The organism is Lacinutrix iliipiscaria (assembly GCF_042686125.1).
GTDB lineage: Bacteria > Bacteroidota > Bacteroidia > Flavobacteriales > Flavobacteriaceae > Oceanihabitans > Oceanihabitans iliipiscarium.
This window is the reverse complement of record NZ_JBHUOV010000001.1, coordinates 604948-630373: the sequence shown is the minus strand read 5'-3', so window position 1 is coordinate 630373 and position 25426 is coordinate 604948. Positions and strand designations below refer to the sequence as shown.

Genomic DNA, 25426 nt, shown 5'->3' with positions numbered 1-25426 from the left:
AATGAAAAAAATTGCAGCTTGTTTAATTACACTTTTAATAATTATGTCTTGTAAAGAGGAAAAGAAAAAAACCGAAAGAAATTTAGTGACTAGTTACCCAGAAACTAAAAAGGTTGATACTGTTACTAATTATTTTGGTGTTGAAGTAAAAGATCCCTACAGATGGCTTGAAGACGATAGAAGTAAAGAAACTGAGAGTTGGGTTAAATCACAAAACCAATCTACTTATAGCTATTTAGACAATATTCCTTATAGGAAAGAACTCAAAGAACGTCTTGAAAAATTATGGAATTACGAGAAAATAGGCTCACCTTTTAAAGAAGGAGACTACACTTATTTCTATAAAAATGACGGGTTACAAAACCAATATGTAATTTATCGATATAAAAATGATGAAAACCCTGAAAACGCAGAAGTATTTCTAGATCCTAATAATTTTTCCGAAGATGGAACAACTTCTTTGGGTGGATTGAGCTTTTCAAAAGACGGAAAATTACTAGCCTACTCCATTTCTGAAGGAGGAAGTGATTGGCGTAAAATTTTGGTAATGAATTCTGAAACCAAAAAAATTATTGAAGACACTTTAATAGACATCAAATTTAGCGGCATGTCTTGGTTTAAAAATGAAGGTTTTTACTACTCTAGCTATGAAAAACCCAAAGGTAGTGAGCTCTCTGCTAAAACCGATCAACATCGTGTTTTTTATCACAAAATAGGCACCTCGCAAAAAGAAGATGAACTGGTTTTTGGCGGAGTTGCTTCAGAAAAACATAGATATATCTACGGTTCAGTGACAGAAGACGATAAATACCTTTTAATTTCCCCAAGAGTTTCTACTTCTGGAAACAAACTATATATTAAAGATTTATCGAAGCCTAACAATCCATTAGTGACAATATTAGATCATACCGATAGTGATACTTATGTCATAGACAATGTAGGTAGCAAACTCTATTTGGTCACAAATCTAAATGCACCTAATAAAAAAATTGTAACTGTTGACGCTTCTAATCCAACACCTGAAAATTGGGTGGATTTTATTCCTGAAACCAAACACGTGCTAAGCCCTTCAAAAGGAGGTGGATATTTTTTTACAGAGTATATGATTGATGCGATTTCTAAAGTTAAACAGTACGACTATAATGGTGAATTAGTTAGAGAAATTAAGCTTCCTGGTGTTGGTAACGCAGGTGGTTTTGGTGGCAAAAAAGAAGAGAAAATAGATTATTATTCTTTTACAAATTATAACACGCCTTCAAGCATATATAAATATAATATGGAAACTGGTGAATCAGAATTATACTGGAAACCAAATATCGATTTTAACTCAGATGAATACAAAAGTGAACAAGTATTCTATACCTCAAAAGATGGGACAAAAGTACCTATGATTATTACTTACAAAAAAGGGCTTGAGCTTAACGGAAAAAACCCAACTATCCTTTATGGATATGGCGGATTTAATATTAGTTTAAATCCATCATTTAGCTTAGCAAATGCGGTATGGATGGAGCAAGGAGGTGTGTACGCTGTGCCTAATTTAAGAGGTGGTGGTGAATATGGTAAAGAATGGCACAAAGCTGGTACACAAATGCAAAAACAAAACGTTTTTGATGATTTTATCGCTGCTGCTGAATACCTTATTGAAAATAAATATACCTCATCAAATTATTTAGCTATCTCAGGACGCTCGAATGGTGGTTTATTAGTTGGAGCGACAATGACACAACGACCAGATTTAATGAAAGTTGCGCTTCCTGGTGTAGGTGTTTTAGACATGTTACGCTACCATACTTTTACTGCAGGAGCTGGTTGGGCTTATGATTATGGTACTGCTGAAGATAATAAAGAAATGTTTGAATACCTTAAAAACTATTCGCCAGTTCATAATGTAAAAGCTGGTGTGCAATATCCAGCAACTCTAGTGACAACAGGAGATCATGATGATCGTGTTGTTCCTGCGCATAGTTTTAAATTTGCAGCTGAATTACAAAGTAAGCAAACGGGAGAAAACCCAACGCTTATAAGAATTGAAACAGATGCTGGTCATGGTGCAGGAACGCCAGTAAGTAAAACTATTGAGCAATATGCAGACATCTTTGGTTTTACTTTGTATAATATGGGCTTTGATGTTTTACCAAGCAAAATCAATGAAAAAATAAAAGGCTAAACTATTTATACCTAATTAAAAAATCGCTTGTATTCCAAGCGATTTTTTTATGCTATTTTTGCTACATGCTTCAAGTCAAAAATATTAGTTTTTCTTATAACCAAACACCTGTTTTAAAAGACATTTCATTTTCGGCTAAACAAGGTGAACATATTTCAATCATTGGTGAAAGCGGTTCTGGGAAAAGCACTTTGCTTAAAGTGTTATATGGCGAATATGACCTTAATAAAGGAACTATTTTTTGGGATGATAAAGAAATTCTTGGTCCAAAATTTAATTTAGTTATTGGTTATGACTTTATGAAGTATGTCGCCCAAGAATTTGATTTAATGCCATTTGTTTCTGTTGAAGAAAATATTGGTAAATTTCTCTCAAACTTTTTTCCTGAAGAAAAACAATTACGTGTAGCAGAATTACTTGATGTTGTAGAGCTAACTGACTTTGCTAAAACCAAAGTCAAAACATTAAGTGGTGGGCAAAAGCAGCGTGTTGCCTTAGCGCGAGCCATAGCAAAACAACCCGAAATTATTTTACTAGATGAGCCCTTTAGTCATATCGATAATTTTAAAAAGCAATCTTTAAGACGAAGCCTTTTTAAGTATTTAAAAGAAAAAAATATTACTTGTATTGTGGCCACACATGATAAAAATGATGTTTTAGGTTATGCCGACAACATCTTGGTTTTAAACCACTCAAAAATAGTTGCAAATAGTTCGCCAGAGCAACTATTTAATAATCCTAAAACACCATTAATTGCTTCTTTTTTTGAGGAATTTAATATGATTAATCATCAAATTGTATATGCACACCAACTAAAAGTTATTGAAGATTCTAGCATAAAAGTAAGGGTTAAAAACTCTTATTTTAAAGGTCATAATTATTTAATTGAGGCAGATTTTAATGGTGAAAGCATTTTCTTTTATTCAAAAGAAAATATTTCAATTGATAATAAAGTATGCTTACAGATTATTACCTAATTTGAATAATAGAAATACTTTCATTTCTGAAAAACAATATTATCTTTTGTCGTTTTCCCAAGCAATAATTGTGCGATTGGTGTACTCGCTGAAATAGCATAATATATTTCGTCTTCTATTTTGAATTCTCCTGCGCTAATGGCTATAAAATAGCTTGCCTTTGTTGTATAAACTAAACTTCCTAAAGCAATTGCTTTTTGCGGTTTTGACACCTCTATTTTAGAAAGTGTTTCTTTTAGCTTTTGAATTTCTGCTAATTGTTGACCAACTTTTTCGCGTTCTAATTGTAGCATGGCGCGTCCTGTTTCATGTTTATCTCCTGCGCTACTTTTAGTTTCTGTCGTAAGACATTCTTGTATTTCTAAAATTGATTTTTGAATATGATTCAATTTCTTTTCAACAAACTCACAGCATTTTTCATATAGCTCTTTTTTGATATTCATGATACTAAATCTGCTAATTCTTTACCAACCAAACTTCCAATGGCAACTCCCATTCCTCCTAATCTTACACCACAAAACATGTTGTTGCTAATTTGTTTGACAATCGCTTTTTTTTGATTACCTACTCCCATAATTCCACTCCATCGATGTTCAATTTCAAAAGCTGTGTTTGGTAAAATTGTTGTTCTTAAAAGCATTTCTAACTTATCTTGAACTAATTTTGTGTTAGCAAATTCTGTAGTCTCTTCGGTTTTAAAATCTAAGTTTCGTCCACCTCCAAATAAGATTCTTTCATCGATATTTCTAAAATAATAATAGCCTTTATCTAAATGAAATGTCCCTTTAATGTGTAAGTCTTTTATGGGTTTAGTAATAAGGACTTGTGCTCTTGCTGGTTTTACATTTTGATGAATGAGTTGTGATGCAAATCCGTTAGTTGCTATAAGTAGTTTTGATGTTGAAAAGTTGAAAAGGTTACAGTTTAATTGTACCGAATCTATACCATCTGAACAATTTTCTACTGTAACATTATTTAGAATTTTAATACCTGCTGACTGTGCTTTTTTTAGCAAAGCATCCATCATACTTCCTGTGTCTATTTGACCTTCAAACTGATTGTAAATGTATAAATCTTTAATGTTTTTAAATTGGAATGTATTTTCTTTTAAACTGAAAACTTTGGTTTTAAAAATGGGTTCTAATAATTGATTGATGCTTTCTCTTTTAGACAAGCACTCTTGAAATAAAACGGTTTCGGTTTCTGGAAATAATTCATATCCACCGAGTTCCTGATATTGTATTTGCTCTTGCCCTATTGTTTGTTTTAACAAACGTAAGCCATCCACACGCCTTTTTACGAGCTCTACAACTTCATGTTCTGTATGTGTTTTTAAATCGTCTATGATCTCGCTAAGGCTTCCAAAACACGCAAAACCTGCGTTTTTTGTACTTGCTCCTTGAGGTAAGGTGCCCTTTTCTAAAACTAAAATTTTAGCTTTAGGAAAGCGATTTCTTAACTGTAATGCACAACTTAAACCAACAATACCACTACCAACAATGGTGTAGTCGATGTGGCTTAGCCAGGTTTTTATTTCCCAATAGGAGAGGTTCAAAATTTTATGTTTTAGTAAAAATAGGAATTTATTCTGTTCTTCTGACTGTGTTAAGGATTGAAGCATTTGTTGAAGCTCTTTTTACGATAAGTAAAAAAGCGACTGCTGAAAGCCTGACCTAGACAATGTCTAGGTAACACCATAAAAAAACTCCGATTAAAAAATCGGAGTTTTAATTTAATTGCTAGCTATGAATTAGTTAATAATAACTTTTCTAGTTGCTTTTTTATCACCATCATTAATGTTTAATAAATACATTCCTGACTGAACGTTATTAAGGTTTATACTTTCGTTAAATCGTCCTGTATTGCTAAAAGATTGATTTAGAATAGAACGTCCTCTAATATCAAATACCTCAACATTTATGTCTTGGTTAGATGTAGAGTTTAGCTTGATGTTAAACACGCCATCATTTGGATTTGGATAAATAATGAGTGAGTTTTCAAAACTAAATTCATCAACACTTAAGTTTTCTAAGATTTCTATTTGGCCCAAAAGGTTTGGTAATGTTCCTCCGTTACTATCATCGGTATCTACTCTAAAGCTGTCTGTATCATCAGTAGCAGAAGTTGTTGTATAAGTAAGGTTTCCATCGTTAATATCCTGTTGGGTAAAAGTGTCTCCCAAGCCTAAAGCAACAGCGCTTAAATACATTGTTCCTTTAGTTGGTAATACCGTTAAGGTAAAAACGATATCAGAATCAACAGCAGTGTTAGGACTTGTTACTCTTAAGTGTGAATCTAAGATGGTAACAGAGTTAACAACTTCTACTTGAATTACAGACATGTTAACTCTAGAAGGCGCCACAGTAGTGACGTAACCGTTTTTACAAATTTCTAGATTAACTTCGTTAAAGGTCATATTATTATTACCAATATCTGCAGCCATAAAAGTCCAATCACCATTCATTTCCTCACCATCTAAACCACTTAACGGTTCTGCTGGTGTAATGTTTGCAGGTGTTGCTGTTCCTGTAGTTGGACTAGCACATACGACAGGACCTCCAGCTTCATCATCCCAAACCACATCCATATCTGTTGCTCCAGCGCATGATGCCGCAAAAAGGTAAGCACGAGTATTTAATGGGCTAAGCATTGCCATATGTAAGTTTCCGTTATTTCCAGACGTGATATCATACATGACATTAACATCGGTAATTATTCCTGAGTCTGGCACATTAAATCCGCCTAATAATTCGAAAGCAGCAGCATTAGGAGCTAAGTCGTGATTTACTTGAAAGTTATAAGTTGTACATTCTTCACCAGGAACTAAGTTATAACCAATAGCGATTCTTGCAGTATTAATATTAAAGAAAATATTACCGTTTCCTTTAACCATAACTCTACAATTCTCTTCTAAAACATCTGGCACAATAATATCATAAGATCCATTATTAGGAACTCCAGTTGCTAAAACTGTATCAAAAGACTCTCCTCCATTAGTCGATAATAAAATATCTACAGTAGGAGTATTAACAGCACCTATATCTGTGTTTGCAACATCCCAAGTAATCGTTTCTGTATTACCTTGAGACCAAGTAACGTCACTTGCTTGAGAAGTGACTAAGAAAGGTCCAGCACTCGCGTTAGTATTAACTATCATGTTATCAGCATGCGTTTGTCCACCTCGTGGATCGTTATCTCTAACCGTTAACTGAAAATTAATTGTTCTAGTTACAGAAACCAATCTTTCCCATTCAGTAGATCCTCCCGAATTTATTAAATCAGGGATATTTGGAATATAGCGCACTGGGTTATTTGTACCTTTAAACGATCTTACAAGAGGTCCTGAGCCTGTTGTTTCAGAAGGAACTCCAGATGGCCCTAAATCGTATTGCTCCCAAGTATATGTGTGGGTATCTATGGACTCACCTGTTCCGTCTGATGAGCTTCCCTCTAACATATAAGGTGTAGATATTGGAATAATATAATTTGCTCCAGCGTTTGCTGTTGGTGCTGTATTTCCTGTACTCGTTTGATCTGGACAAGTATTTCCTGTACCTCCTGACACATAGGCCCAAATCATTTGCAAACTTTTTTGATGGAAATAATCATCACTATTAGATTGTACATTTTGAGGAGCACAAAGGCCAGCATACGCCATTATTGTTGAACCACTTCCAGGTTCATAAGCATTGGTTGCAGATCTATTACCATCGCAGCCTCCTTCATCACCGTTAAATGTGTGTGGAGCTCCAAACTGATGTCCCATTTCATGTGCTACAAAATCAATATCATATACGTCGCCTACAGGGCTTCCTAAACCAGTAATTCCTCTTGCTTTACTTCCTGCTAGACAAGGTGAATTTAATTGGGCTAAACCGCCACCACCTGTGCTAAACGTGTGTCCAATATCATAATTAGCCGATCCAATATTTGCGTCAATAACTGTTTGACTATTGTTAATTAAGGTTCCAGCATTATCATTATCTAGTCCATCTTCTCCAGATATAAAAATGATATCTCTGTTATTATTAACGAATGTCATAGTAATAGATAGCTCTCTTTCATAAACACCATTAACTCTTGTCATGGTTACAATCATAGCGTCCATTACTGCATCTTTTTTATCAGCTTCTGAGTCTCCTGCAAGTAAGCCTGCTGCCTGCCAATGAAATGCAGAGTATTCAATTGTTGCCGCAATAGCTAGTGTGTAATCTCTTAACATGCCATCATTAGCGTTTCTTGCTGCTTCGACATTAAAATCTTCTTCGATAGTTAAACCCTCATCTTCAAACTCACAGATAAAGCCATTCTCTAAAGCTGGTAAATCACGCTTTGAATAAACGATATAAGTGTTTGAATTTTTAGTATATGGATCAATAAGCTCTGTGCCTGATTCACTTGACAACGCCATAGTGTGTAACCCTTTAGGTGTAACACTAAATCTTATGGTCTTCGTTGGGTTTTCTAAACTTTGTCCAACATAAGATCTCATGTCTGAATGATAAGCTTGAAGTTCTGGTTGCATTATCGAAGCCTCTAAAACTCTAAATGGCTCTAAATTTCCTTGAGCATTTGGAAAGTTAACAACCACATTGGAATCGTTGATGGTTGTGTTTTTTCTACTAGGAGCAGATGATAAAACCGTTTTAAGACCATCTAAGTTTAATTGGAAATATTCCGCCTTGTTTGGTTGTGTTTTTCTGAACAGGAGTTCTTCTCCTGATGTTCTTTCTTTTGAAGCTTTAGTCCATAACGTTTTGTTGTTTTGAGCAAAACTAGATGCAGAAAAGAACAACACAATTAATAACAAAAGGTTCAATCTTAAGTAATACTTTTTCATGATTTTATTTTTTTATAAGGCTTAAATTTACCATGTTATATTCAAACTACAAAGACTTTAATACTCATTTTAAAAACTTATCTTTGAGTATGAAGTACTTATTCTTTTTTTTATTCTTGTTTTTTTCATGTGGATCACAACATGGTTCAGCAACAAAAAATGAAATCTCTTTAAATTCAGTAGTCTGTCCTGACGATGGAGTTTGCTCTTTGAATGTATTGCCTAATCAATCTTTTTCTATAGAGAAAGATGGTATTGGAGTGTTATACCCTAAAATTAAAGAAGGTCAAACAGTTCTTTTAAAATTTGAATATAAAAGAAATGAGATTCCAAATACTGTTGATGGAAATTATAGTGAAATTATTTATCTGGAATTAGATCCTAATAATTTAGAATTTGAAAACGATGACGTAAAAAACATCAAAGCTTTGTTTGGAAGACTCTGTTTTTGCAGAGGTCAAACAGGTTATTATATTATCAATCAAGGCGAGTTATCTATAATGAAAATTTCTAAGAACCAATATCGTATAAAGATGAATTTTAAAGTCGATGAGGTTCCTCAAGTTGTTACAACTATTGATGAAGTATTTAGCATTAAATAAAAAACCTCCGATTAATAATCAGAGGTTTTTTGTTTTATTCTTCAACTTGTTCTTTCATTTCAAAGTCTTCCATAAATTTAGTGGTATAATTTCCTGCTAAATAATCTGGATGTTCCATGAGTTGTCTATGAAATGGAATCGTCGTTTTTATACCTTCTATAACAAACTCATCTAAGGCACGTTTCATTTTATTAATAGCTTCTTCTCGTGTTTGCGCTGTAGTAATTAACTTCGCAATCATAGAATCGTAATTTGGAGGAATGCTATATCCTGCGTATACATGAGTATCTAAACGCACACCATGACCTCCTGGAGCGTGTAAAGTCGTGATTTTTCCAGGTGAAGGTCTAAAGCCATTATAAGGATCCTCAGCATTAATTCTACATTCTATAGAATGCAAATTAGGTGTGTAGTTTTTGCCAGAAATTGGCACACCAGCAGCCACAAGAATTTGTTCACGAATTAAATCGAAATCTATGACCTGCTCTGTAATTGGATGCTCTACTTGGATACGAGTATTCATTTCCATGAAGTAGAAATTTCTGTGTTTATCTACCAGAAACTCTACAGTTCCTGCACCTTCATATTTAATATATTCTGCAGCTTTAACAGCAGCTTCTCCCATTTTTTTACGTAATGCAGTTGTCATAAAAGGCGAAGGCACTTCTTCGGTTAATTTTTGATGACGACGTTGTATAGAGCAATCACGTTCAGATAAATGACATGCTCTTCCTGTAGAATCACCAACGATTTGAATTTCTATATGTCGTGGTTCTTCAATAAGTTTTTCCATGTACATATCATCATTTCCAAAGGCTGCTTTAGACTCTTGTCTGGCAGAATCCCAAGCTTCTTTAAGGTCTTCTTTTTTCCAAACAGCACGCATTCCTTTTCCGCCACCACCAGCTGATGCTTTAAGCATTACTGGGTAGCCCGTCTCTTTCGCTACTTTTTGACAATCTTCAAAACTTTCAATAACGCCTTCACTTCCGGGAACGACAGGTACACCTGCTTCTATCATAGTCGCTTTGGCATTTGCCTTATCACCCATTCTATCAATCATTTCGGCCGAAGCTCCAATGAATTTAATTTGGTGCTCTTCACAAATTTTAGAAAACTTAGCATTTTCGGATAAGAATCCATATCCAGGATGAATAGCATCAGCATTTGTGATTTCTGCAGCAGCGATAACATTAGACATTTTTAAATAAGATTCGCTACTTGCTGCAGGGCCAATACATACAGCTTCATCGGCAAATTTTACGTGAAGGCTTTCAGCGTCAGCGGTTGAATAGACTGCAACCGTTTTGATTCCCATTTCTTTACAGGTTCTAATTACACGTAGTGCAATTTCTCCTCTGTTGGCAATTAGTATTTTTTTAAACATAATTATAAAAATTATGAATTCTGAATTCTGAATTACGAATTCTAAAATTCTGAATTACTTAAGATGGATCTACTAAAAATAATGGTTGGTCAAACTCAACTGGAGAGGAGTCGTCAACTAAAACTTTCACGATTTTACCTGATACTTCTGATTCAATTTCGTTAAAAAGCTTCATCGCTTCAATTATACATAAGACATCTCCTTCTTTAATTGATTGTCCTACCTCAACAAAAACAGGTTTGTCTGGAGACGGTTTTCTATATAACGTTCCAATAATAGGAGATTTAATAGTGATGTATTTAGAATTGTCTTCTTCTGAAGCTACAGGAGCAACTGTTTCAGCCTCGACTACAGGTTGAGCGACTTGAGCTACAGGAGCCTGAGCCATAGGTGTTCCCATAGGTATTTGCTGTACAAATGTTTGGGTTTCTGTTTTATCGTCACTACCAGTTTTTATAGTGATCTTTACGTCTTCTGTTTCTAATTTAACCTCGCTTGCTCCAGATTTGGCAACAAATTTAATTAGATTTTGAATGTCTTTTAAATCCATAATATTTAGATTTTAATTATGATTGTTAGTTAGTTTAAGAATTATAAGCCCACTTTAAATATATTGAGCCCCAGGTAAATCCGCCTCCAAAAGCAGCAAGAATAACTTTATCTCCTTTTTTTAGCTTAGATTCATAATCGTTTAAAAGTAAAGGTATTGTTGCGGATGTTGTATTTCCGTATTTTTCAATATTCATCATAACCTTGCTAGAGTCAAGATTCATTCGGTTTGCTGTCGCATCAATTATTCTTTTATTGGCTTGGTGTGCAGCTAGCCAATTTACGTCATCATTAGTAAGGTTGTTTTTTTCCATAACCTTAACACATACATCAGCCATATTAGATACAGCCCATTTAAAAACAGTTTTTCCGTCTTGAAAAACGAAATGTTTATTTGCTTTTACTGTTTCTTCTGTAGCAGGTTCAATCGATCCTCCTGCTGGAACTTGAAGAAACTCTCTTCCAGCACCATCGCTTCTTAAGTACTCATCCTGAATACCTAAGCCTTCAGTATTTGCTTCAAAAAGCACTGCTCCAGCGCCATCCCCAAAAATAATGCATGTTGCCCTATCTTTGTAATTTATCATAGAAGAGTTCATGTCTGCTCCAATAACTAATACTTTTTTATATTTTCCAGACTCGATAAAACTTGATGCGGTAGATGCGGCATATAAAAAGCTAGAACACGCAGCGTCAATATCATAAGCAAAAGCGTTAGTTGCTTCAATTTGTGAGGCCACATATACTGCTGTTGCTGAGGCTTGCATATCTCTAGTTGCAGTTGCGACAATGACTAACTCAATTTCTTTAGGGTTTAGATTAGATTTTTTTATTAAATCTTTAGCTGCCTCTATAGCTAAAAAGGAGGTTCCTTTGCCTTTTTCTTTTAAAATTCTGCGCTCCTTGATTCCGGTTCTAGAAGTAATCCATTCATCATTTGTATCAACCAACGTTTCTAATATTTGATTGGTTAATACATATTCTGGAACATATTTACCTACAGCTGTTATTGCTGCTGAGATTTTACTCATAGTTTTGATGTTAATTTGGCCTAAAATCGTTAAAACCTGGCTAAAACAAACGCGAATTTAATAAAACTAGTGCTTTTTAGCCTATTTCTTTGCAAATTAAGTTGTTTTTAACGTAAAGAAAAATATAAAATAAAAAAAACGCTCCATATGGAGCGTTTTATTGTATGCGTGCATAATAATTACGCTACGTTTTCTTCTTGAGAGTTGTCAATTAAAACTTGTCCTCTATAATATAATTTACCTTCATGCCAGTGAGCTCTATGGTATAAATGAGCTTCACCTGTTGTAGGACATGTAGCAATTTGTGGCGCAGTTGCTTTATAATGCGTTCTTCTTTTATCTCTTCTTGTTTTTGAGATTTTTCTTTTAGGATGTGCCATTTTTTATGTTATTTATCCGTTAATAGTTTCTTTAATGTATTCCATCGAGGGTCAATATCCTCTTTATTATTTTGGTCCTCTGTTAATTTAGGACTAAGCTCTTCTAATTTTTTAAGTATCTCAGAATCTAAAGTACCATCCTCAACCCCAGGATGAATTAATTTATTAGGAACTCCTAAAACTATGAGTTCATATATATATTGCTGAACATTGATTTCATATTCTCCATGAGGGATTATTAATATGTCAATATTATCATCGTTATATTCATCTCCAAACTTAACGACTAAATCAAGTTCATTCTCAATACTTTGATGATACGGTTCGTTTGTTAAATCACAATTTACATTTACAGTTCCAGAAATTTTAAAATTCAATTCTAGCAATGTTGTTTTTTTGTTTAAAACAAGATTTACTTTAATGTTTGAATCATTAAACTCTTCATACTCAAAATATTCAAAGAACGATTGTTCAATATCATACTCAAAATGGTGTTTTCCTTCTTTTAAACCTACAAATGGAATTGTAAATGCTTTCAGCGGCTTCATTTTCACATCTATTTTGAGCCTGCAAATATATAAATTTTTATTTACCTATTTACAGTTGTGAACATTTTTTTGTTTATATCTTTTTTTGGTTGAATTTTAAAGGGTTTTGGGTAATGGCTTTATATTCTTTTCTGTTCTTAAAAATCTCTATAGCCTTATACACTGCCTCTTTAAATGAGCTATTGTCGGCTTCATTTTTTCCAGCTATTTCGAAAGCTGTACCATGATCAGGAGAAGTTCTTATTTTATTTAGTCCAGCAGTATAATTAACCCCTTTACCAAATGAAAGGGTCTTAAAAGGGATTAAGCCTTGATCATGATATGAGGCAATAATAGCATCGAAGTTGGTATAATTATTAGACCCAAAAAAACTATCTGCAGCATAAGGACCGAATACTAATTTTCCTGAATCTTTTATCGCTTTTAAAGTCGGACGCAAAATATCATCGTCTTCACTTCCTATAACACCATTATCTCCATTATGGGGATTAATACCTAAAACTGCAATTTTAGGTTTATTGACTCTAAAGTCTCTTTTAAGTGAATTGTAAACGGTTTCAATTTTCTCAACTATTAGTTCAGGGGTAATATGTGTTGCAATATCTTTTACTGGTACATGATCTGTTATTAGACCAACCCGCAAATCATTTGCAATCATTAGCATTAAGCTATTACCCTCAAGTTCTTGGGCCAAATAATTAGTATGTCCAGGAAATTTAAATGTGTCTGACTGAATATTATGCTTATTGATTGGTGCTGTAACTAACACATCTATTTTGTCATTTTTTAATGCTTGCGTTGCCTTTTCTAGAGATTTAATGGCGTAAGCACCAATTTTTAAATCTTCTTTTCCAAATTCAATTTTTACAGGTTCATTCCACACATTTAATACATTAATTTTTTTATGAAGAATTTGATCTGTGTGCTTTATCCCATTTAAATTAACATTTATATTAAAGTGGTTTTTTAAAAAAGTCATTGTTTTTACTGAAGCAAAAATAACTGGTGTACAAAAATCAAGTACCCTAGAATCGGCAAATGTTTTAAGAATTATTTCACCTCCAATTCCATTTAAATCACCTATCGATATTCCTACAATTATATTTTCTTCCTTGTTCATGAAAAATGCTAACTTTTGTTTGTAATTTTACTCTTGCAAATTTAACTAAATAATCGACAATAATGTTTACAGGAATCGTTGAAGAATTAGGAGTGGTAAAACAATTAAACAAAACCCTAGATAATTTAGAAATTACTATAGAAAGTCGTTTTACTTCGGAATTAAAAATTGACCAAAGTATTTCTCACAATGGCGTCTGTTTAACCGTTGTAGATATTGAAAAAAACAATTACACTGTTACCGCAATTAAAGAAACTCTTGACAAAACTAACTTGAATTCTATTCGCATAGGAGATCTTGTTAATCTTGAGCGAGCAATGAAATTAGGTGAACGATTAGATGGTCACATTGTTCAGGGTCATGTTGATCAAACAGGTGTGTGCACTGGAATAGAAAACACTTCAGGAAGTTGGATCTTCACTTTTGAATATGATAGCAAGGCCAATAATATTACTATAGAAAAAGGCTCAATTACTATAAATGGAGTGAGCTTAACCGTCGTAAACTCGAAAAACAACTCTTTTAGTGTTGCCATAATACCTTATACTTTTGAACACACAAACTTCAAAAACTTTAAAATAGGTACAATAATAAACTTAGAGTTTGATGTAATAGGAAAATATGTAAGTCGACTAATGGATTTGAATAAAAACTAAGCCTTTTCTTTTAGTGTTTTTATAGCACCATAAAGAATAGCTATAGCTATAAGTATATAAATCCCTGTATCAATACTTAAACCAGGTGGTGGTGGTGGTGCAGGAGGTGGTGGTCCACCAGAAGTTTGGGCTACACCAACAAGACTTATTAAAATAAATAAGGTTGAGGCAAATATATTTTTATTTTGTTTCATCATTCGGCTGTAAAAGTATAAAAAAAAGCGAGTTAACAAAAAAAAACATTTTTTTTGACTAAAAAAGACCCTCAAATAAAGAAAAACACCGATGAAATACAATGTTCTGTAATTTTCTTTAAAAAAAATTAATCTTTTTTAATTAAAACAAAAAAAGTGGTCCCACTTGGGCTCGAACCAAGGACCACCTGATTATGAGTCAGGTGCTCTAACCAACTGAGCTATGGGACCAAATTAGTTTGCAAATCTAATATTAATTTTAAAACTCTACAAGCAATTATTTTTTAAATAATTTCTTGACATAACTCAATCAATACACCACTAGTACTTTTAGGGTGTAAAAATGCAACTAATTTATTGTCAGCTCCTTTTTTTGGTTTATCATTAATGATTTTAAAACCTTCGTTTTTTAAGCGCTTTATTTCTTTTTCTATATCGTCAACATCAAAAGCAATGTGGTGAATTCCTTCACCTTTTTTATCTATAAACTTAGCAATTGCACTATTATTGTTTGTTGCCTCTAATAATTCTATTTTATTATCTCCAATTTTAAAGAATGATGTGTTTACACCTTCGCTTTCAACTTCTTCAATTTTATAGTGTGGTTCACCAAAAAGTTTAGCATACAATTCATTTGCCTTTTTTAAGTCTTTAACCGCAATACCTATGTGTTCTATTTTATTCATTATATCTATTCAATAATTTAAGGTACAAAATTTGTAACATCAAAAGTAAGATAATCTTTAAATAACCGTTATTTTTGTCCAATGAAATAACCTTTTAAGTAATTTTAATTAATTAATGGTTCTTGATTATTAATTATTAATCTATAAAATTTATAAAAGTGGAAGAAAGTCAGAGACAAAAAAAAATAGCTTCAGTATTACAACGTGATCTCGTAGAAGTCCTTCAAGGTGCTGCATCTCAAGGTGGTATGCGTGGTGTAATTATATCTGTTAGCAAAGTTAAAGTCACTGTAGATCTTTCTGTTGCTAAAGTTTATTTAAGCATTTTTCCTAATGAAAAAGGTGCCGAACTCATTAAAGGCATAAAATCTAATTCGCCTTTGATTAGGCATGAATTAGCTCAGCGCACAAGACATCAACTAAGACGTATGCCCAATTTAGAATTTTTTATCGACGATTCTTTAGAGTATATAGACAAGATCGAACAGTCTTTAAAAGGAAAAGAAAACCCTATAACAGATGCTGATCTTTTAGGAAAGCGTAAAAAATCATAGTGTCGTGAACTTCGCGCTATACATAGCAAAACGTTATCTGCACTCCAAAAGCAGCAACAATGCTATAAATTTTATTACTATCATTGCTGCTGTTGGTATTGTTTTAGGCGCTGCCTCTTTATTTGTTGTGCTGTCTGGTTTTGCTGGTTTAAAAGATTTTACACTTCAATTTACTTCCATTGTCGATCCTGATTTAAAAGCCGAAGCCCATTCTGGCAAATCTTTTGTTGTTACCGAAGAAGAGTTGTCTCAGTTAAATAAATTAGAGGATATCGTTTCTTACTCCAAAATTATTGAAGATCGTGTCTTTATTGCTTTTGATGATAAAAATTACCCTAATGCCTATATAAAAGGGGTTGATGAGAATTACGAAAAAGTAACTAATATCGACTCTGTTATTCCTTTAGGTGGTTGGCTCACTCAGAAAACCAATCAAATTGTTGTAGGATGGGGAATTTCTAGCAACCTCTCTTTTGGTGTTTTAGACTATGGCAAGCGCGTAAATTTATATGTGCCTAAACCAGGAAAAGGACAAATCACCTCTGCTAATCAAGCTTATACGACTTTTAATGCTGTAAACGTGGGTATTTTTGACATTAACGAAGAGCTAAATGACAAATACGTTTATGCGCCTTTCGATTTTGCGCAACAACTTCTTGGTTATGAAAACCATCAAATTTCTGCTATTGAATTTAAACTCGCAAAAGACTTTGACGAAGAAAAAGTTAGAACCCAAATTCAAACGGTTTTAGGAAACAAAGTCATTTTAAAAAATAGAGCACAACTTAATGACGCTCTTTATAAAATGCTAAACACAGAATATTTAGCAGTTTATCTCATTTTTACATTGGTTTTAATCATCGCGCTCTTTAATGTTATTGGCTCTATTATAATGATGATTTTAGATAAAAAGAAAAATCTAAACACACTATTTAATCTTGGCGCAACTCAAAAAGATATTCGTAAAATTTTCTTTTATCAAGGGGTTTTAATGACGCTTCTGGGAGGAGTTATCGGACTTATAATCGGACTTGCTCTCGTGTTGTTGCAACAAACCTTTGCACTCATCATGATTACACCATCACTAGCCTATCCTGTTTCCTTAAAAGCTATCAATTTTCTAATTGTATTTTTAACCATTTCGGTATTAGGAATTTTGGCTTCAAAAATCGCCTCTACACGAATCACAAAACATTTAGTAGAACATTAATTTGGGCAAGTTGCCACAAAAAAAGTGTCAAACAGGCTTTCGGCAGTCGCTTTTTTTTACAAAAAAGAGCTTCAACAAATGCCTCAATCCTTCTTGCGGAAATTTTTATGACTATTCGGCAAATTGATGACCCGAAAACTTGGAAAGCACCTCATCAAAAGCGGCAAACACATCTGCAGAGGCATCACTGGTAACCATTTTCATTCTGTATTCTTTAAAGTGCGGAATCCCTTTAAAGTAGTTGGTATAATGTCTTCGTGTTTCAAAAACGCCTAAAACCTCGCCTTTCCAATCAATCGCCATTTGAAGGTGTCTTCTAGCCGCTTCAACACGCTCCTCTAAACTTATTGGAGCTAAGTGCTTACCAGTCTCGAAAAAGTGTTTAACCTGTTTAAAAAACCATGGGTTTCCAATAGAAGCTCTACCAACCATACAGCCATCTAAACCATATTCATCACGCATTAGCATGGCTTTTTCGGGACTATCAACATCGCCATTTCCAAACACAGGAATGTGCATTCTAGGATTGTTTTTTACTGCAGCAATAGGTTTCCAATCGGCTTCACCTTTATACATTTGCGCTCTGGTTCGTCCATGAATAGAAATGGCTGCGCAACCTACATCTTGTAATCTTTCAGCAACCTCAACAATTTTTATAGAATCGTGATCCCAACCTAAACGCGTTTTAACCGTAACAGGTAAGTTGGTGCGCTTAACCATTTCAGCAGTTAAGCTTTCCATTAAACAAATATCTTTTAAAATACCAGCACCTGCGCCTTTACTTACAACCTTTTTTACTGGGCAACCAAAATTAATGTCAATGATGTCAGGATTTGATTTTTCAACAATATCAATAGTTTGTAACATGCTGTCTAAATTTGCTCCAAAAATCTGAATACCTACTGGACGCTCTTTTTCATAGATATCAAGTTTCATTACACTTTTTGCAGCGTCTCTAATCAAGCCTTCACTAGAAATAAATTCTGTGTACACTACGTCTGCACCTTGCTCTTTGCATAACGCGCGAAATGGAGGGTCGCTTACATCTTCCATTGGCGCTAAAAGCAATGGAAAATCTGGAAGTTCTATGTTACCTATTTTTATCAAGGGTTTAATTTTTATGCAAAAATAAGGTATTTGATTTGTTCGCCTCCTTATTGCTTAAGAATCTTATAAAAAAATTTAGACTAAATATGCTATATTTGACCCTTTAAGCCCTAAAATTATGAAAAAGCATTTAAGTTTACTTACGATTGCTTGCATCCTACTTATGAGTTGCAGTGTTATTGATGAATTAACAAAGTTTGATCTCGATTATCAAACAAATTATACTGTAGAATCTACTACAATTATAAACGCACCATTTAGTTTATTTACGCCAGATGTAACGACTGATTCTGAATCAACATTCGAAAACAACAATACACATAAAGATTTAATTGAAAGCATTCGATTAAAAGCAATAAAAATCACGGTGGCTTCTCCTGAAGATGGTCATTTTAATTTTTTAAAAGACATCCATGTTTTTATTAGCACAGACTCGGTTGAAGAGGTTGAAATTGCAAACCTTATTGGTATTGAAAACACTGATGCCAAGACGTTAAATTTAGAAATCCAAGATCAAGAGTTAAAAGCCTTTATAAAAGCTGACAGCTTTAAGTTGCGAGTTGAAACCGTAACTGATGAAACAATAAGTCAGGCTCATGATATTACAATAGATACAACGTTTAGAGTTGATGCAAAAGTGTTGGGTGTTTAGCTAAAAAGAAATTTCGGCCTCAACCTCTTTTCCGTTTCTATCAACTACAACTTTGGTTGTATTTCCTTTTTCAAAAGTTGATAAAGCCTTCATATAACTCATCATGTCAGTTATACTGCTATCACCAAGTTTTATTACAATATCTCCTTTTAGTAATCCCGCTTTTTGAGCTGGTTTATCTTCACTAATCCCATCAATACGCATTCCTTTTCCATCATATAAATAATCTGGAATTACACCTAATCCCACTTTGAAACGTGGCGTTTCTTCGCTTTCATTCTTAGTTTTTCTAAATGGTAATTTTCCATTATCGTTTAAATCAGAAATGACTTCATAAATATAATTTGAAATGGTTTTCATTCCTTCATAATTTAACTTATCAGAATCATCACCTGGTTTGTGATAATCATCATGTTGGCCAGTAAAAAAATGCAATACAGGAATATCTGCATTATAAAATGACGTATGGTCACTAGGACCTACACCAGATTCTTTTTGAATAAGTTTAAAATTGGTGTTGTGTGCATTTAGTGTCTGTTTTAAAATTGGCGAAGTCCCAACACCATAAACAGCCAGAGAGCTATCTGCTTTTAAACGTCCAACCATATCCATGTTAATCATATAGTTTGCAGCTTTAGTGTCTATAGTTGGATTTTTAACAAAATAGTTTGAGCCTAACAATCCCATTTCTTCTCCAGAAAAAGCAATAAAAACGTAATTATTGTTGGTATTACTTTTGTTCAGTTTTTTTGCTAAATCTAACAATACCGCGACACCACTTGCATTATCATCTGCCCCATTATGTATTGCCTTTTCTCCTCTATACAAAGATCCTTCGGCACCATAACCTAAGTGGTCATAATGTGCACCTATAATAACCGTGTTCTCTGCATTATTGTTTATTAAACCCACAATATTAGTTCCTGTAATAGTGCTATCGCCATCTTTTACAGTATAGTTTACTTCTTGGTGCGGATCTGTTTTGGGCTTAAATGAAAAGGCTTGATAATAACCATCTGTGCCCTTCGCCTCTAAGCCTAATTCCTTAAATCGTTTTGAAATATATGTTGCGGCTTTTTGTTCGCCCTCACTTCCTGTTTGTCTTCCTTCTAAATCATCTGAAGATAAAAATTCTACATCATCCTTTAAAGTGGTCTCTAATGTTGTTTCTTTTTTACAACTTAATAATCCTAATAAAAAAAGTAGTACAAATGCGTTTTTCATTTCAATAAATATTAATTTTGCACAAAATTAGGCATTAAAAGCCACTTATTTAAAAATTATGAGCAAAACAAGCATTCTATATATACTTCTAGCTTTAAGTTTCTTATCGTGTAAAAAAAACAGTTCTAAAAACGCAGACGCAACAACTGGTGCAACAAAGTGGGTAGATTCTTTAATTTATCCTGAAGAAACACATTTTAAAAGTATCAGACAAGTGACTTTTGGTGGTGATAATGCCGAAGCATATTGGAGTTTTGACGATAAACAAATTGTGTTTCAATCTAATAATAAATCTTGGGATGTAAACTGTGATCAAATGTTTTTAATGAATGTTGATGACACCTTTAAAGATAATATTCCACCAATGGTAAGTACAGGTAAGGGACGAACAACCTGTTCGTATTTTTTACCTGATAACAAACATATTATTTATGCATCAACTCATTTAGGTGCAGATGAATGTCCGGAAACACCTTTGCGTAAAAACGGAAAATACATCTGGCCAATTTATGACACCTATGATATTTTTGTCGCTGATTTAGAAGGTAATATTACAGCACAACTTACTCATGAAAAAGGCTACGATGCTGAACCAACAGTTTCTCCTGTTGGCGATAAAATTGTATTCACTTCAACTAGAAATGGCGATATTGATTTATACACTATGAATTTAGATGGAAGCGATGTAAAACAAATCACCTTTGAATTAGGATATGATGGTGGTGCATTTTTCTCTCCAGATGGCTCCAAAATCATCTTCAGGTCTTCTCGTCCTAAGACAGAAGAAGAGATTAAAGAATATAAAGATTTATTAGCTGAAGGGTTGGTACAGCCTACTGAAATGGAGCTCTATATTTGTAATGCTGATGGTAGTGATTTACGTCAATTAACCGATTTAGGAAACGCAAATTGGAGTCCGTTTTTTCACCCAAGTGGTAAGAAAATATTATTCTCGTCTAACTTTGAGTCTGAGCGTGGGTTCCCATTCAACCTATACTTAATTGATCTTGATGGTAAAAATTTAGAGCGCGTGACTCATAGTGAAACTTTTGATGCTTTTCCTGTATTTTCGAATGATGGGAAATATTTAATTTTTTCATCGAACCGAAATAATGGTGGTGGTCATGACACCAATCTCTTTATTGCTGAATGGCAAGATTAAAAACAATATTATTTTTCTAATCGATTCAACTCTTCACGTTCTTTATTACGTTGATTTGTTTTTAGAATCGTATTTCCAAACTTATAGCTAAAACCAAGCTTTATATATCTGTTGTCTTGATTAAAAAACCGTGAGTTGTTTTGATTTAAGTACTTAGACGTTATGCTAAAGTCTTGTGAGTTAAATAAGTCTGATGCAGATAATGATATGGCTGCCTTTTTGTTGAAAATAGACTTTTTTATGGCTAAATCTGAAGCAACCCTAGAGTCAATCTCCTGAAAGCCTTGTTGGTTTTTACCAATATAGTACATAATGAAATTAGCCGTTAAGCTATTGTCTTTTAAAAACGAAAAATCATTACTAATAAGCGAATAATTGGACCATGTGTCTTTTTGTAATGTAACAGTATTAAAATTAGCCTTATCTTCTACATTATAAAATGAAGTTGAAAAAGAAACAAACCAGTTTTTTGTCACATTAAAATAAGCGTTAAAATCAAAACCATACTCAATAGTACGATCTAAGTTGGTTGGCATAAAAATAAATTGGTTCTCTTCATTGTCTTGAATTGGCAACTCCAAAAAGCGGTCTTCTCCATAATTATAATAAGCTTCAATATAGATCGCATTGTTTAGTGAGGTGCCTATAACAATATGATCAATAAATGCTGGTTTTAAATTTGGATTCCCTGTCACTACTGTGTTGTCATTTAAAAAGTACTTAAACGGATTAAGGTCTTGGTAAATTGGTCTTTCAACGCTTCTTTTATAATTTAAATATACACTTGTATTCTCTGAAACATCATAGCTTAAATTAAACGTAGGAAACCACTTAAAATAATCTTGTTTACTTATTTCATTGGTAATTGGTGATTTTCCTTCTATAGTAGTTTGCTCTAATCGAACACCTGTAGATAGCTGGAGTTTTTTCCAGTTTTTTTGATAGCTAATATATCCAGCAAAAATATCTTCATCATAATGAAAAGCATCAGACAGTTCGGGATCAAAAACGTCGCCACTAGAATTCACTTGAAAATGATTAATATCACTTTCTGTGTTTATGAATGAAGACTTAATTCCTGTTGAAAAAGATGAGGTTTCATTTAATGTTAACTCATAATCTAACTGAGTTGTAATTATATCTGTGTTTTGATTTGCTTTTGTTTTAAAAGCTGAATTAGGTATCTCGCTAGCATTAAAGTATTGGCTTAAAACATCTTGTTTTCTGTTATAATCATAAGTTGTGTAATGAGCGTTTATTGAAAGCTTAGACTTTGAAAATTCATGAATATAGTCTAAATCAAAACCAAAATTATGCTTTTTGTCTTTTGATTGATTATTCGTGTCAAAATTATAAATTGCACTATTTTGATTGTCATTTACTTGTGTTTCGCCTAGAGTTAAATACTTGAAATATGGCAAGAACAACGTGTTTGCAGAAAAACTTAAGGTATTAGAATCGTTTATAAAATAATCTAAGTTCAGATTTAAATTATGGGTTTTAGACCAAATATTCCTTTTTGTTTTGGTGTTCCACTTTTCTACAATATCTCCTCCATTATCTAGAAAATTTATGTCTTCGTTACTCTCTCTATTTATCTTGTTTTGAGTATAACTATAGTTGGCAAAAACATTAATTTTTTCGGTTTTATAGAAATTAGACATTCCTGCGTTATACCTAGGAAAAACGCCTTGGGTATAATTGGCAAATAGCGTTCCTCTATAACCCGTTATTAAGTTTTTATCCATTACAATATTTAATACAGCACCACTTTCAGCATCATATTTTGCTGGAGGGTTCGTAATAACTTCAATAGATTTTATATTTTGAGCCGAAGAGCCTTCTAATAACTGTGTTAATTCATCATCAGATAGGTGTACTTTTCTATCGTTTATATAAACCGTTGGTGTTGTGTTTTTTATTTGAATGGTATTGTTTAAAACTAAAACTCCAGGCGTGCTACGAAGCATTTCTAACATATTGCCTTCACTTAAAGCTGTGCTCTCGACATTAAACACTAGTCTGTCAACTTCTTTTTTTAAGGTTGGTCTCTTTATATTAATTGTAACCTCGTCTAAATCTTCTGTATCTTCCTTTAATGTAATAGAAAAATTTTCATCTTTAAAAAGATTCAAATCTATAGTTTCTGTTTTAAGTCCTAAAAAGCTAGCTTTAATTTGATAGTTACCCTGAGTTATACTTTCAAAAAGAAATACACCTTCTTCGTTAGTAGATACACCTTTAAAATTTACATACTCTGATTCTACTTGCTGTAATATTAAAACATTAGCATAAGCTACAGGTACGTTGTTTTCATCAACAATAATACCCGAAACCTTATATTCTTGGGCGAAAAATATAAAGGGAAAAAAGAAAAATAAGAATGCGTAAATTACTTTCAAAAATTGTGGCTTAGGGATTAATTAATGTCTTAAAAGTATCACTTAATGCTAAAGGAACAAACTTTAAGCCTTAAAATTCGATAAACAACATCAAACTTTTAAAGCATTCAATGTTAAAATCGCACAATAAATGAACTATATTTGCCAAATCTTTTAGAGAGGATACTGGATTATGAAGCACATTAGAAACTTTTGCATTATTGCACATATTGATCATGGAAAAAGTACACTAGCAGATCGTTTGTTAGATTTTACTGGTTCTGTAACAGATCGTGAAAAACAAGATCAACTTTTAGATAGTATGGATTTAGAGCGTGAACGTGGTATTACCATCAAATCACACGCCATACAAATGGAATACACACATAAAGGTGAGCAGTATGTTTTAAACCTTATTGACACTCCTGGTCATGTTGATTTCTCTTATGAAGTGTCTCGTTCTATTGCTGCTTGTGAAGGCGCTTTGCTAATTGTTGATGCGGCACAAAGCATTCAGGCGCAAACTATTTCTAATTTATACTTGGCTTTAGAGAATGATTTAGAAATTATTCCTGTGCTAAATAAAGTCGATTTACCTAGCGCTAATCCAGAAGAGGTGACGGATGATATTGTAGATTTATTAGGCTGCAAAGCCGAAGAGGTTATTCCTGCTAGTGCCAAAACAGGTTTGGGAATTGAAGACATTTTAACTGCGATAATCGAGCGTGTTCCTGCACCTGTAGGAAATATTGAAGAACCTTTACAGGCCTTAATTTTTGATTCTGTTTACAATCCGTTTCGTGGTGTAGAAACTTACTTTAGAGTTATAAATGGTTCTATTCACAAAGGCCAACAGATTAAATTTATTGCTACAAATAAAAACTATTTTGCAGATGAAGTTGGAACACTAAAACTCAAACAATATCCAAGACAAGAAATAAAAGCTGGCGATGTAGGTTATGTTATTACTGGAATAAAAGAAGCTAAAGAGGTTAAGGTTGGAGATACTATTACTGACGCAAAAAAACCGACGACCAATGCAATTGCTGGTTTTGAAGATGTAAAACCTATGGTCTTTGCGGGAATTTATCCAGTAGACACAGAAGACTATGAAGAGCTTCGTACTTCTATGGAAAAACTGCAACTCAATGATGCCTCATTGGTCTTTGCTCCTGAAAGTTCAGCAGCTTTAGGTTTCGGATTTCGTTGTGGATTCTTGGGCATGCTTCATATGGAGATTATTCAAGAACGTTTAGAGCGTGAGTTTGACATGACTGTTATTACAACAGTTCCCAATGTAAGTTATCATGCATTTACGAGAAAACATCCTGAAGACATTATCATTGTTAATAATCCTTCCGATTTACCAGACCCTTCTACTTTAGATCGAGTTGAAGAACCTTATATAAAAGCAACCATTATTACTAAAGCTGATTTTGTAGGGAATGTCATGTCCTTGTGTATTGAAAAGCGTGGTATGATTACAAATCAAACCTATTTAACTACCGAACGTGTGGAGCTAAGTTTTGATATGCCTCTGGCTGAAATTGTTTTTGATTTTTATGATCGATTAAAAACGGTTTCTAAAGGTTATGCTTCATTTGATTATCATCCAATTGGAATGAAGCCATCTAAATTAGTTCGTGTTGATATTTTATTAAATGCACAACCTGTTGATGCACTTTCAGCTTTAATTCACGCAGATAATGCTCACACAATTGGGAAAAAAATTACTGAAAAATTAAAAGAATTAATACCTCGTCAACAATTTGATATTCCTATTCAAGCTGCAATTGGAGCAAAAATCATTGCTCGTGAAACGACAAAAGCATTGCGTAAGGATGTTACAGCAAAGTGTTATGGAGGAGATATTTCACGTAAACGTAAGCTTCTAGAAAAACAAAAGAAAGGTAAAAAACGTATGCGCCAAGTAGGTAATGTAGAAATTCCTCAAGAAGCATTTATGGCTGTGTTAAAATTGAATGACTAACTGTAA

The 25426-nt window shown here is 33.3% G+C and carries 23 protein-coding genes and 1 tRNA gene; 9 read left to right on the top strand and 15 right to left on the bottom strand.

What is annotated here, in order from left to right; genetic code table 11:
- Position 1 precedes the first annotated feature (1 nt).
- Both ACFS5M_RS02815 and ACFS5M_RS02810 read left to right on the top strand, forming a co-directional pair.
- Positions 2-2170 (top strand): prolyl oligopeptidase family serine peptidase, encoded by a 2169-nt coding sequence (locus ACFS5M_RS02815; RefSeq protein WP_183485464.1) that lies wholly within the window; start codon positions 2-4, stop codon positions 2168-2170.
- A gap of 65 nt (positions 2171-2235) precedes the next feature.
- A complete protein-coding gene (locus tag ACFS5M_RS02810) occupies positions 2236-3147 on the top strand; it encodes an ABC transporter ATP-binding protein (RefSeq protein WP_183485461.1) in 912 nt (303 codons plus the stop codon).
- Positions 3148-3167: 20 nt separating this feature from the next.
- On the opposite strand, the gene ACFS5M_RS02805 is transcribed toward ACFS5M_RS02810, so the two are convergent.
- The 3 genes from ACFS5M_RS02805 to ACFS5M_RS02795 all read right to left on the bottom strand — a co-directional run bounded on the left by ACFS5M_RS02805 (position 3168) and on the right by ACFS5M_RS02795 (position 7987).
- Positions 3168-3590: a 3-oxoacyl-ACP synthase gene (locus ACFS5M_RS02805; RefSeq protein ID WP_183485458.1), complete on the bottom strand. Its 423-nt coding sequence runs from the start codon at positions 3588-3590 to the stop codon at positions 3168-3170.
- A complete protein-coding gene (locus ACFS5M_RS02800; RefSeq protein ID WP_183487207.1) occupies positions 3587-4702 on the bottom strand; it encodes an NAD(P)/FAD-dependent oxidoreductase in 1116 nt (371 codons plus the stop codon). The genes ACFS5M_RS02805 and ACFS5M_RS02800 overlap by 4 nt, the downstream gene beginning before the upstream one ends.
- 195 nt (positions 4703-4897) lie before the next feature.
- Entirely contained in the window at positions 4898-7987 is a 3090-nt protein-coding gene (locus tag ACFS5M_RS02795) for a reprolysin-like metallopeptidase (protein ID WP_183485456.1), read from the bottom strand.
- 89 nt (positions 7988-8076) lie between these two features.
- Between ACFS5M_RS02795 and ACFS5M_RS02790 the strand changes: the two genes are divergently transcribed.
- Positions 8077-8589, top strand: a complete 513-nt coding sequence (locus ACFS5M_RS02790) for a hypothetical protein (RefSeq protein WP_183485453.1) — start codon at positions 8077-8079, stop codon at positions 8587-8589.
- A 34-nt stretch (positions 8590-8623) separates the two neighbouring features.
- Here the strand turns inward: ACFS5M_RS02790 and accC are convergent, their stop codons facing one another.
- The 6 genes from accC to pdxA form a co-directional block, all read right to left on the bottom strand.
- Positions 8624-9976, bottom strand: coding sequence for an acetyl-CoA carboxylase biotin carboxylase subunit (gene accC, locus ACFS5M_RS02785; protein WP_183485450.1), 1353 nt, complete (start codon positions 9974-9976; stop codon positions 8624-8626).
- A gap of 58 nt (positions 9977-10034) precedes the next feature.
- A complete protein-coding gene (accB, locus tag ACFS5M_RS02780) occupies positions 10035-10526 on the bottom strand; it encodes an acetyl-CoA carboxylase biotin carboxyl carrier protein (protein WP_183485447.1) in 492 nt (163 codons plus the stop codon).
- A gap of 34 nt (positions 10527-10560) precedes the next feature.
- Positions 10561-11556 carry a beta-ketoacyl-ACP synthase III gene (locus ACFS5M_RS02775; protein ID WP_183485444.1) on the bottom strand — a complete coding sequence of 332 codons (996 nt, stop codon included), beginning with the start codon at positions 11554-11556 and terminating at the stop codon, positions 10561-10563.
- A 179-nt stretch (positions 11557-11735) separates the two neighbouring features.
- The gene (gene rpmF / locus ACFS5M_RS02770) at positions 11736-11936 is read right to left on the bottom strand and encodes a 50S ribosomal protein L32 (protein WP_183485442.1); all 201 of its coding nucleotides are present in this window, start codon (positions 11934-11936) and stop codon (positions 11736-11738) included.
- Positions 11937-11944: 8 nt separating this feature from the next.
- Complete coding sequence (locus tag ACFS5M_RS02765) at positions 11945-12484, bottom strand: YceD family protein (RefSeq protein ID WP_183485440.1); 540 nt, start codon at positions 12482-12484, stop codon at positions 11945-11947.
- Positions 12485-12557: 73 nt separating this feature from the next.
- Positions 12558-13604 carry a 4-hydroxythreonine-4-phosphate dehydrogenase PdxA gene (gene pdxA / locus ACFS5M_RS02760; protein WP_183485438.1) on the bottom strand — a complete coding sequence of 349 codons (1047 nt, stop codon included), beginning with the start codon at positions 13602-13604 and terminating at the stop codon, positions 12558-12560.
- Between the two features lie 62 nt (positions 13605-13666).
- On the opposite strand from pdxA, the gene ACFS5M_RS02755 reads away from it, so the two are divergent.
- Positions 13667-14260 carry a riboflavin synthase gene (locus ACFS5M_RS02755; protein ID WP_183485437.1) on the top strand — a complete coding sequence of 198 codons (594 nt, stop codon included), beginning with the start codon at positions 13667-13669 and terminating at the stop codon, positions 14258-14260.
- Here the strand turns inward: ACFS5M_RS02755 and ACFS5M_RS02750 are convergent.
- The 3 genes from ACFS5M_RS02750 to mce all read right to left on the bottom strand — a co-directional run bounded on the left by ACFS5M_RS02750 (position 14257) and on the right by mce (position 15140).
- Positions 14257-14454: a hypothetical protein gene (locus tag ACFS5M_RS02750; protein ID WP_379897794.1), complete on the bottom strand. Its 198-nt coding sequence runs from the start codon at positions 14452-14454 to the stop codon at positions 14257-14259. The genes ACFS5M_RS02755 and ACFS5M_RS02750 overlap by 4 nt on opposite strands.
- A gap of 157 nt (positions 14455-14611) precedes the next feature.
- A tRNA-Ile gene (locus tag ACFS5M_RS02745) sits at positions 14612-14685 on the bottom strand.
- A 53-nt stretch (positions 14686-14738) separates the two neighbouring features.
- Positions 14739-15140, bottom strand: a complete 402-nt coding sequence (gene mce / locus ACFS5M_RS02740; RefSeq protein ID WP_183485433.1) for a methylmalonyl-CoA epimerase — start codon at positions 15138-15140, stop codon at positions 14739-14741.
- Between the two features lie 158 nt (positions 15141-15298).
- On the opposite strand from mce, the gene rbfA reads away from it, so the two are divergent.
- Both rbfA and ACFS5M_RS02730 read left to right on the top strand, forming a co-directional pair.
- Positions 15299-15694 carry a 30S ribosome-binding factor RbfA gene (gene rbfA, locus ACFS5M_RS02735; RefSeq protein WP_183485431.1) on the top strand — a complete coding sequence of 132 codons (396 nt, stop codon included), beginning with the start codon at positions 15299-15301 and terminating at the stop codon, positions 15692-15694.
- 4 nt (positions 15695-15698) lie between these two features.
- The gene (locus ACFS5M_RS02730; protein WP_183485428.1) at positions 15699-16904 is read left to right on the top strand and encodes an ABC transporter permease; all 1206 of its coding nucleotides are present in this window, start codon (positions 15699-15701) and stop codon (positions 16902-16904) included.
- 111 nt (positions 16905-17015) lie between these two features.
- Here the strand turns inward: ACFS5M_RS02730 and dusB are convergent, their stop codons facing one another.
- Positions 17016-18011: a tRNA dihydrouridine synthase DusB gene (gene dusB, locus ACFS5M_RS02725; RefSeq protein WP_183485425.1), complete on the bottom strand. Its 996-nt coding sequence runs from the start codon at positions 18009-18011 to the stop codon at positions 17016-17018.
- 118 nt (positions 18012-18129) lie between these two features.
- On the opposite strand from dusB, the gene ACFS5M_RS02720 reads away from it, so the two are divergent.
- On the top strand, positions 18130-18663 hold the full coding sequence (locus ACFS5M_RS02720) for a hypothetical protein (RefSeq protein ID WP_183485422.1): 534 nt from the start codon (positions 18130-18132) through the stop codon (positions 18661-18663).
- Here ACFS5M_RS02720 and ACFS5M_RS02715 read toward each other — a convergent pair whose 3' ends face one another.
- Positions 18664-19887 carry a M20/M25/M40 family metallo-hydrolase gene (locus tag ACFS5M_RS02715; protein ID WP_183485420.1) on the bottom strand — a complete coding sequence of 408 codons (1224 nt, stop codon included), beginning with the start codon at positions 19885-19887 and terminating at the stop codon, positions 18664-18666.
- Between the two features lie 58 nt (positions 19888-19945).
- Between ACFS5M_RS02715 and ACFS5M_RS02710 the strand changes: the two genes are divergently transcribed.
- On the top strand, positions 19946-21049 hold the full coding sequence (locus ACFS5M_RS02710; RefSeq protein ID WP_183485418.1) for a TolB family protein: 1104 nt from the start codon (positions 19946-19948) through the stop codon (positions 21047-21049).
- A gap of 8 nt (positions 21050-21057) precedes the next feature.
- On the opposite strand, the gene ACFS5M_RS02705 is transcribed toward ACFS5M_RS02710, so the two are convergent.
- Positions 21058-23451 (bottom strand): outer membrane beta-barrel family protein, encoded by a 2394-nt coding sequence (locus tag ACFS5M_RS02705; protein ID WP_183485416.1) that lies wholly within the window; start codon positions 23449-23451, stop codon positions 21058-21060.
- Positions 23452-23623: 172 nt separating this feature from the next.
- Between ACFS5M_RS02705 and lepA the strand changes: the two genes are divergently transcribed.
- Positions 23624-25420 carry a translation elongation factor 4 gene (gene lepA / locus ACFS5M_RS02700; protein WP_183485414.1) on the top strand — a complete coding sequence of 599 codons (1797 nt, stop codon included), beginning with the start codon at positions 23624-23626 and terminating at the stop codon, positions 25418-25420.
- Positions 25421-25426 lie beyond the last annotated feature (6 nt).

Excerpts from the sequence above, each read along its gene's own strand:
- ACFS5M_RS02750 (WP_379897794.1), bottom strand. The coding sequence starts at position 14,454 with ATGAAACAAAATAAAAATATATTTGCCTCAACCTTATTTATTTTAATA.
- ACFS5M_RS02795 (WP_183485456.1), bottom strand. The coding sequence starts at position 7,987 with ATGAAAAAGTATTACTTAAGATTGAACCTTTTGTTATTAATTGTGTTG.
- ACFS5M_RS02810 (WP_183485461.1), top strand. The coding sequence starts at position 2,236 with ATGCTTCAAGTCAAAAATATTAGTTTTTCTTATAACCAAACACCTGTT.
- ACFS5M_RS02815 (WP_183485464.1), top strand. The coding sequence starts at position 2 with ATGAAAAAAATTGCAGCTTGTTTAATTACACTTTTAATAATTATGTCT.
- mce (WP_183485433.1), bottom strand. The coding sequence starts at position 15,140 with ATGAATAAAATAGAACACATAGGTATTGCGGTTAAAGACTTAAAAAAG.
- lepA (WP_183485414.1), top strand. The coding sequence starts at position 23,624 with ATGAAGCACATTAGAAACTTTTGCATTATTGCACATATTGATCATGGA.
- pdxA (WP_183485438.1), bottom strand. The coding sequence starts at position 13,604 with ATGAACAAGGAAGAAAATATAATTGTAGGAATATCGATAGGTGATTTA.
- ACFS5M_RS02755 (WP_183485437.1), top strand. The coding sequence starts at position 13,667 with ATGTTTACAGGAATCGTTGAAGAATTAGGAGTGGTAAAACAATTAAAC.
- ACFS5M_RS02715 (WP_183485420.1), bottom strand. The coding sequence starts at position 19,887 with ATGAAAAACGCATTTGTACTACTTTTTTTATTAGGATTATTAAGTTGT.
- ACFS5M_RS02790 (WP_183485453.1), top strand. The coding sequence starts at position 8,077 with ATGAAGTACTTATTCTTTTTTTTATTCTTGTTTTTTTCATGTGGATCA.
- ACFS5M_RS02775 (WP_183485444.1), bottom strand. The coding sequence starts at position 11,556 with ATGAGTAAAATCTCAGCAGCAATAACAGCTGTAGGTAAATATGTTCCA.
- ACFS5M_RS02765 (WP_183485440.1), bottom strand. The coding sequence starts at position 12,484 with ATGAAGCCGCTGAAAGCATTTACAATTCCATTTGTAGGTTTAAAAGAA.
- ACFS5M_RS02805 (WP_183485458.1), bottom strand. The coding sequence starts at position 3,590 with ATGAATATCAAAAAAGAGCTATATGAAAAATGCTGTGAGTTTGTTGAA.
- rpmF (WP_183485442.1), bottom strand. The coding sequence starts at position 11,936 with ATGGCACATCCTAAAAGAAAAATCTCAAAAACAAGAAGAGATAAAAGA.
- ACFS5M_RS02710 (WP_183485418.1), top strand. The coding sequence starts at position 19,946 with ATGAGCAAAACAAGCATTCTATATATACTTCTAGCTTTAAGTTTCTTA.
- ACFS5M_RS02720 (WP_183485422.1), top strand. The coding sequence starts at position 18,130 with ATGAAAAAGCATTTAAGTTTACTTACGATTGCTTGCATCCTACTTATG.
- accC (WP_183485450.1), bottom strand. The coding sequence starts at position 9,976 with ATGTTTAAAAAAATACTAATTGCCAACAGAGGAGAAATTGCACTACGT.
- accB (WP_183485447.1), bottom strand. The coding sequence starts at position 10,526 with ATGGATTTAAAAGACATTCAAAATCTAATTAAATTTGTTGCCAAATCT.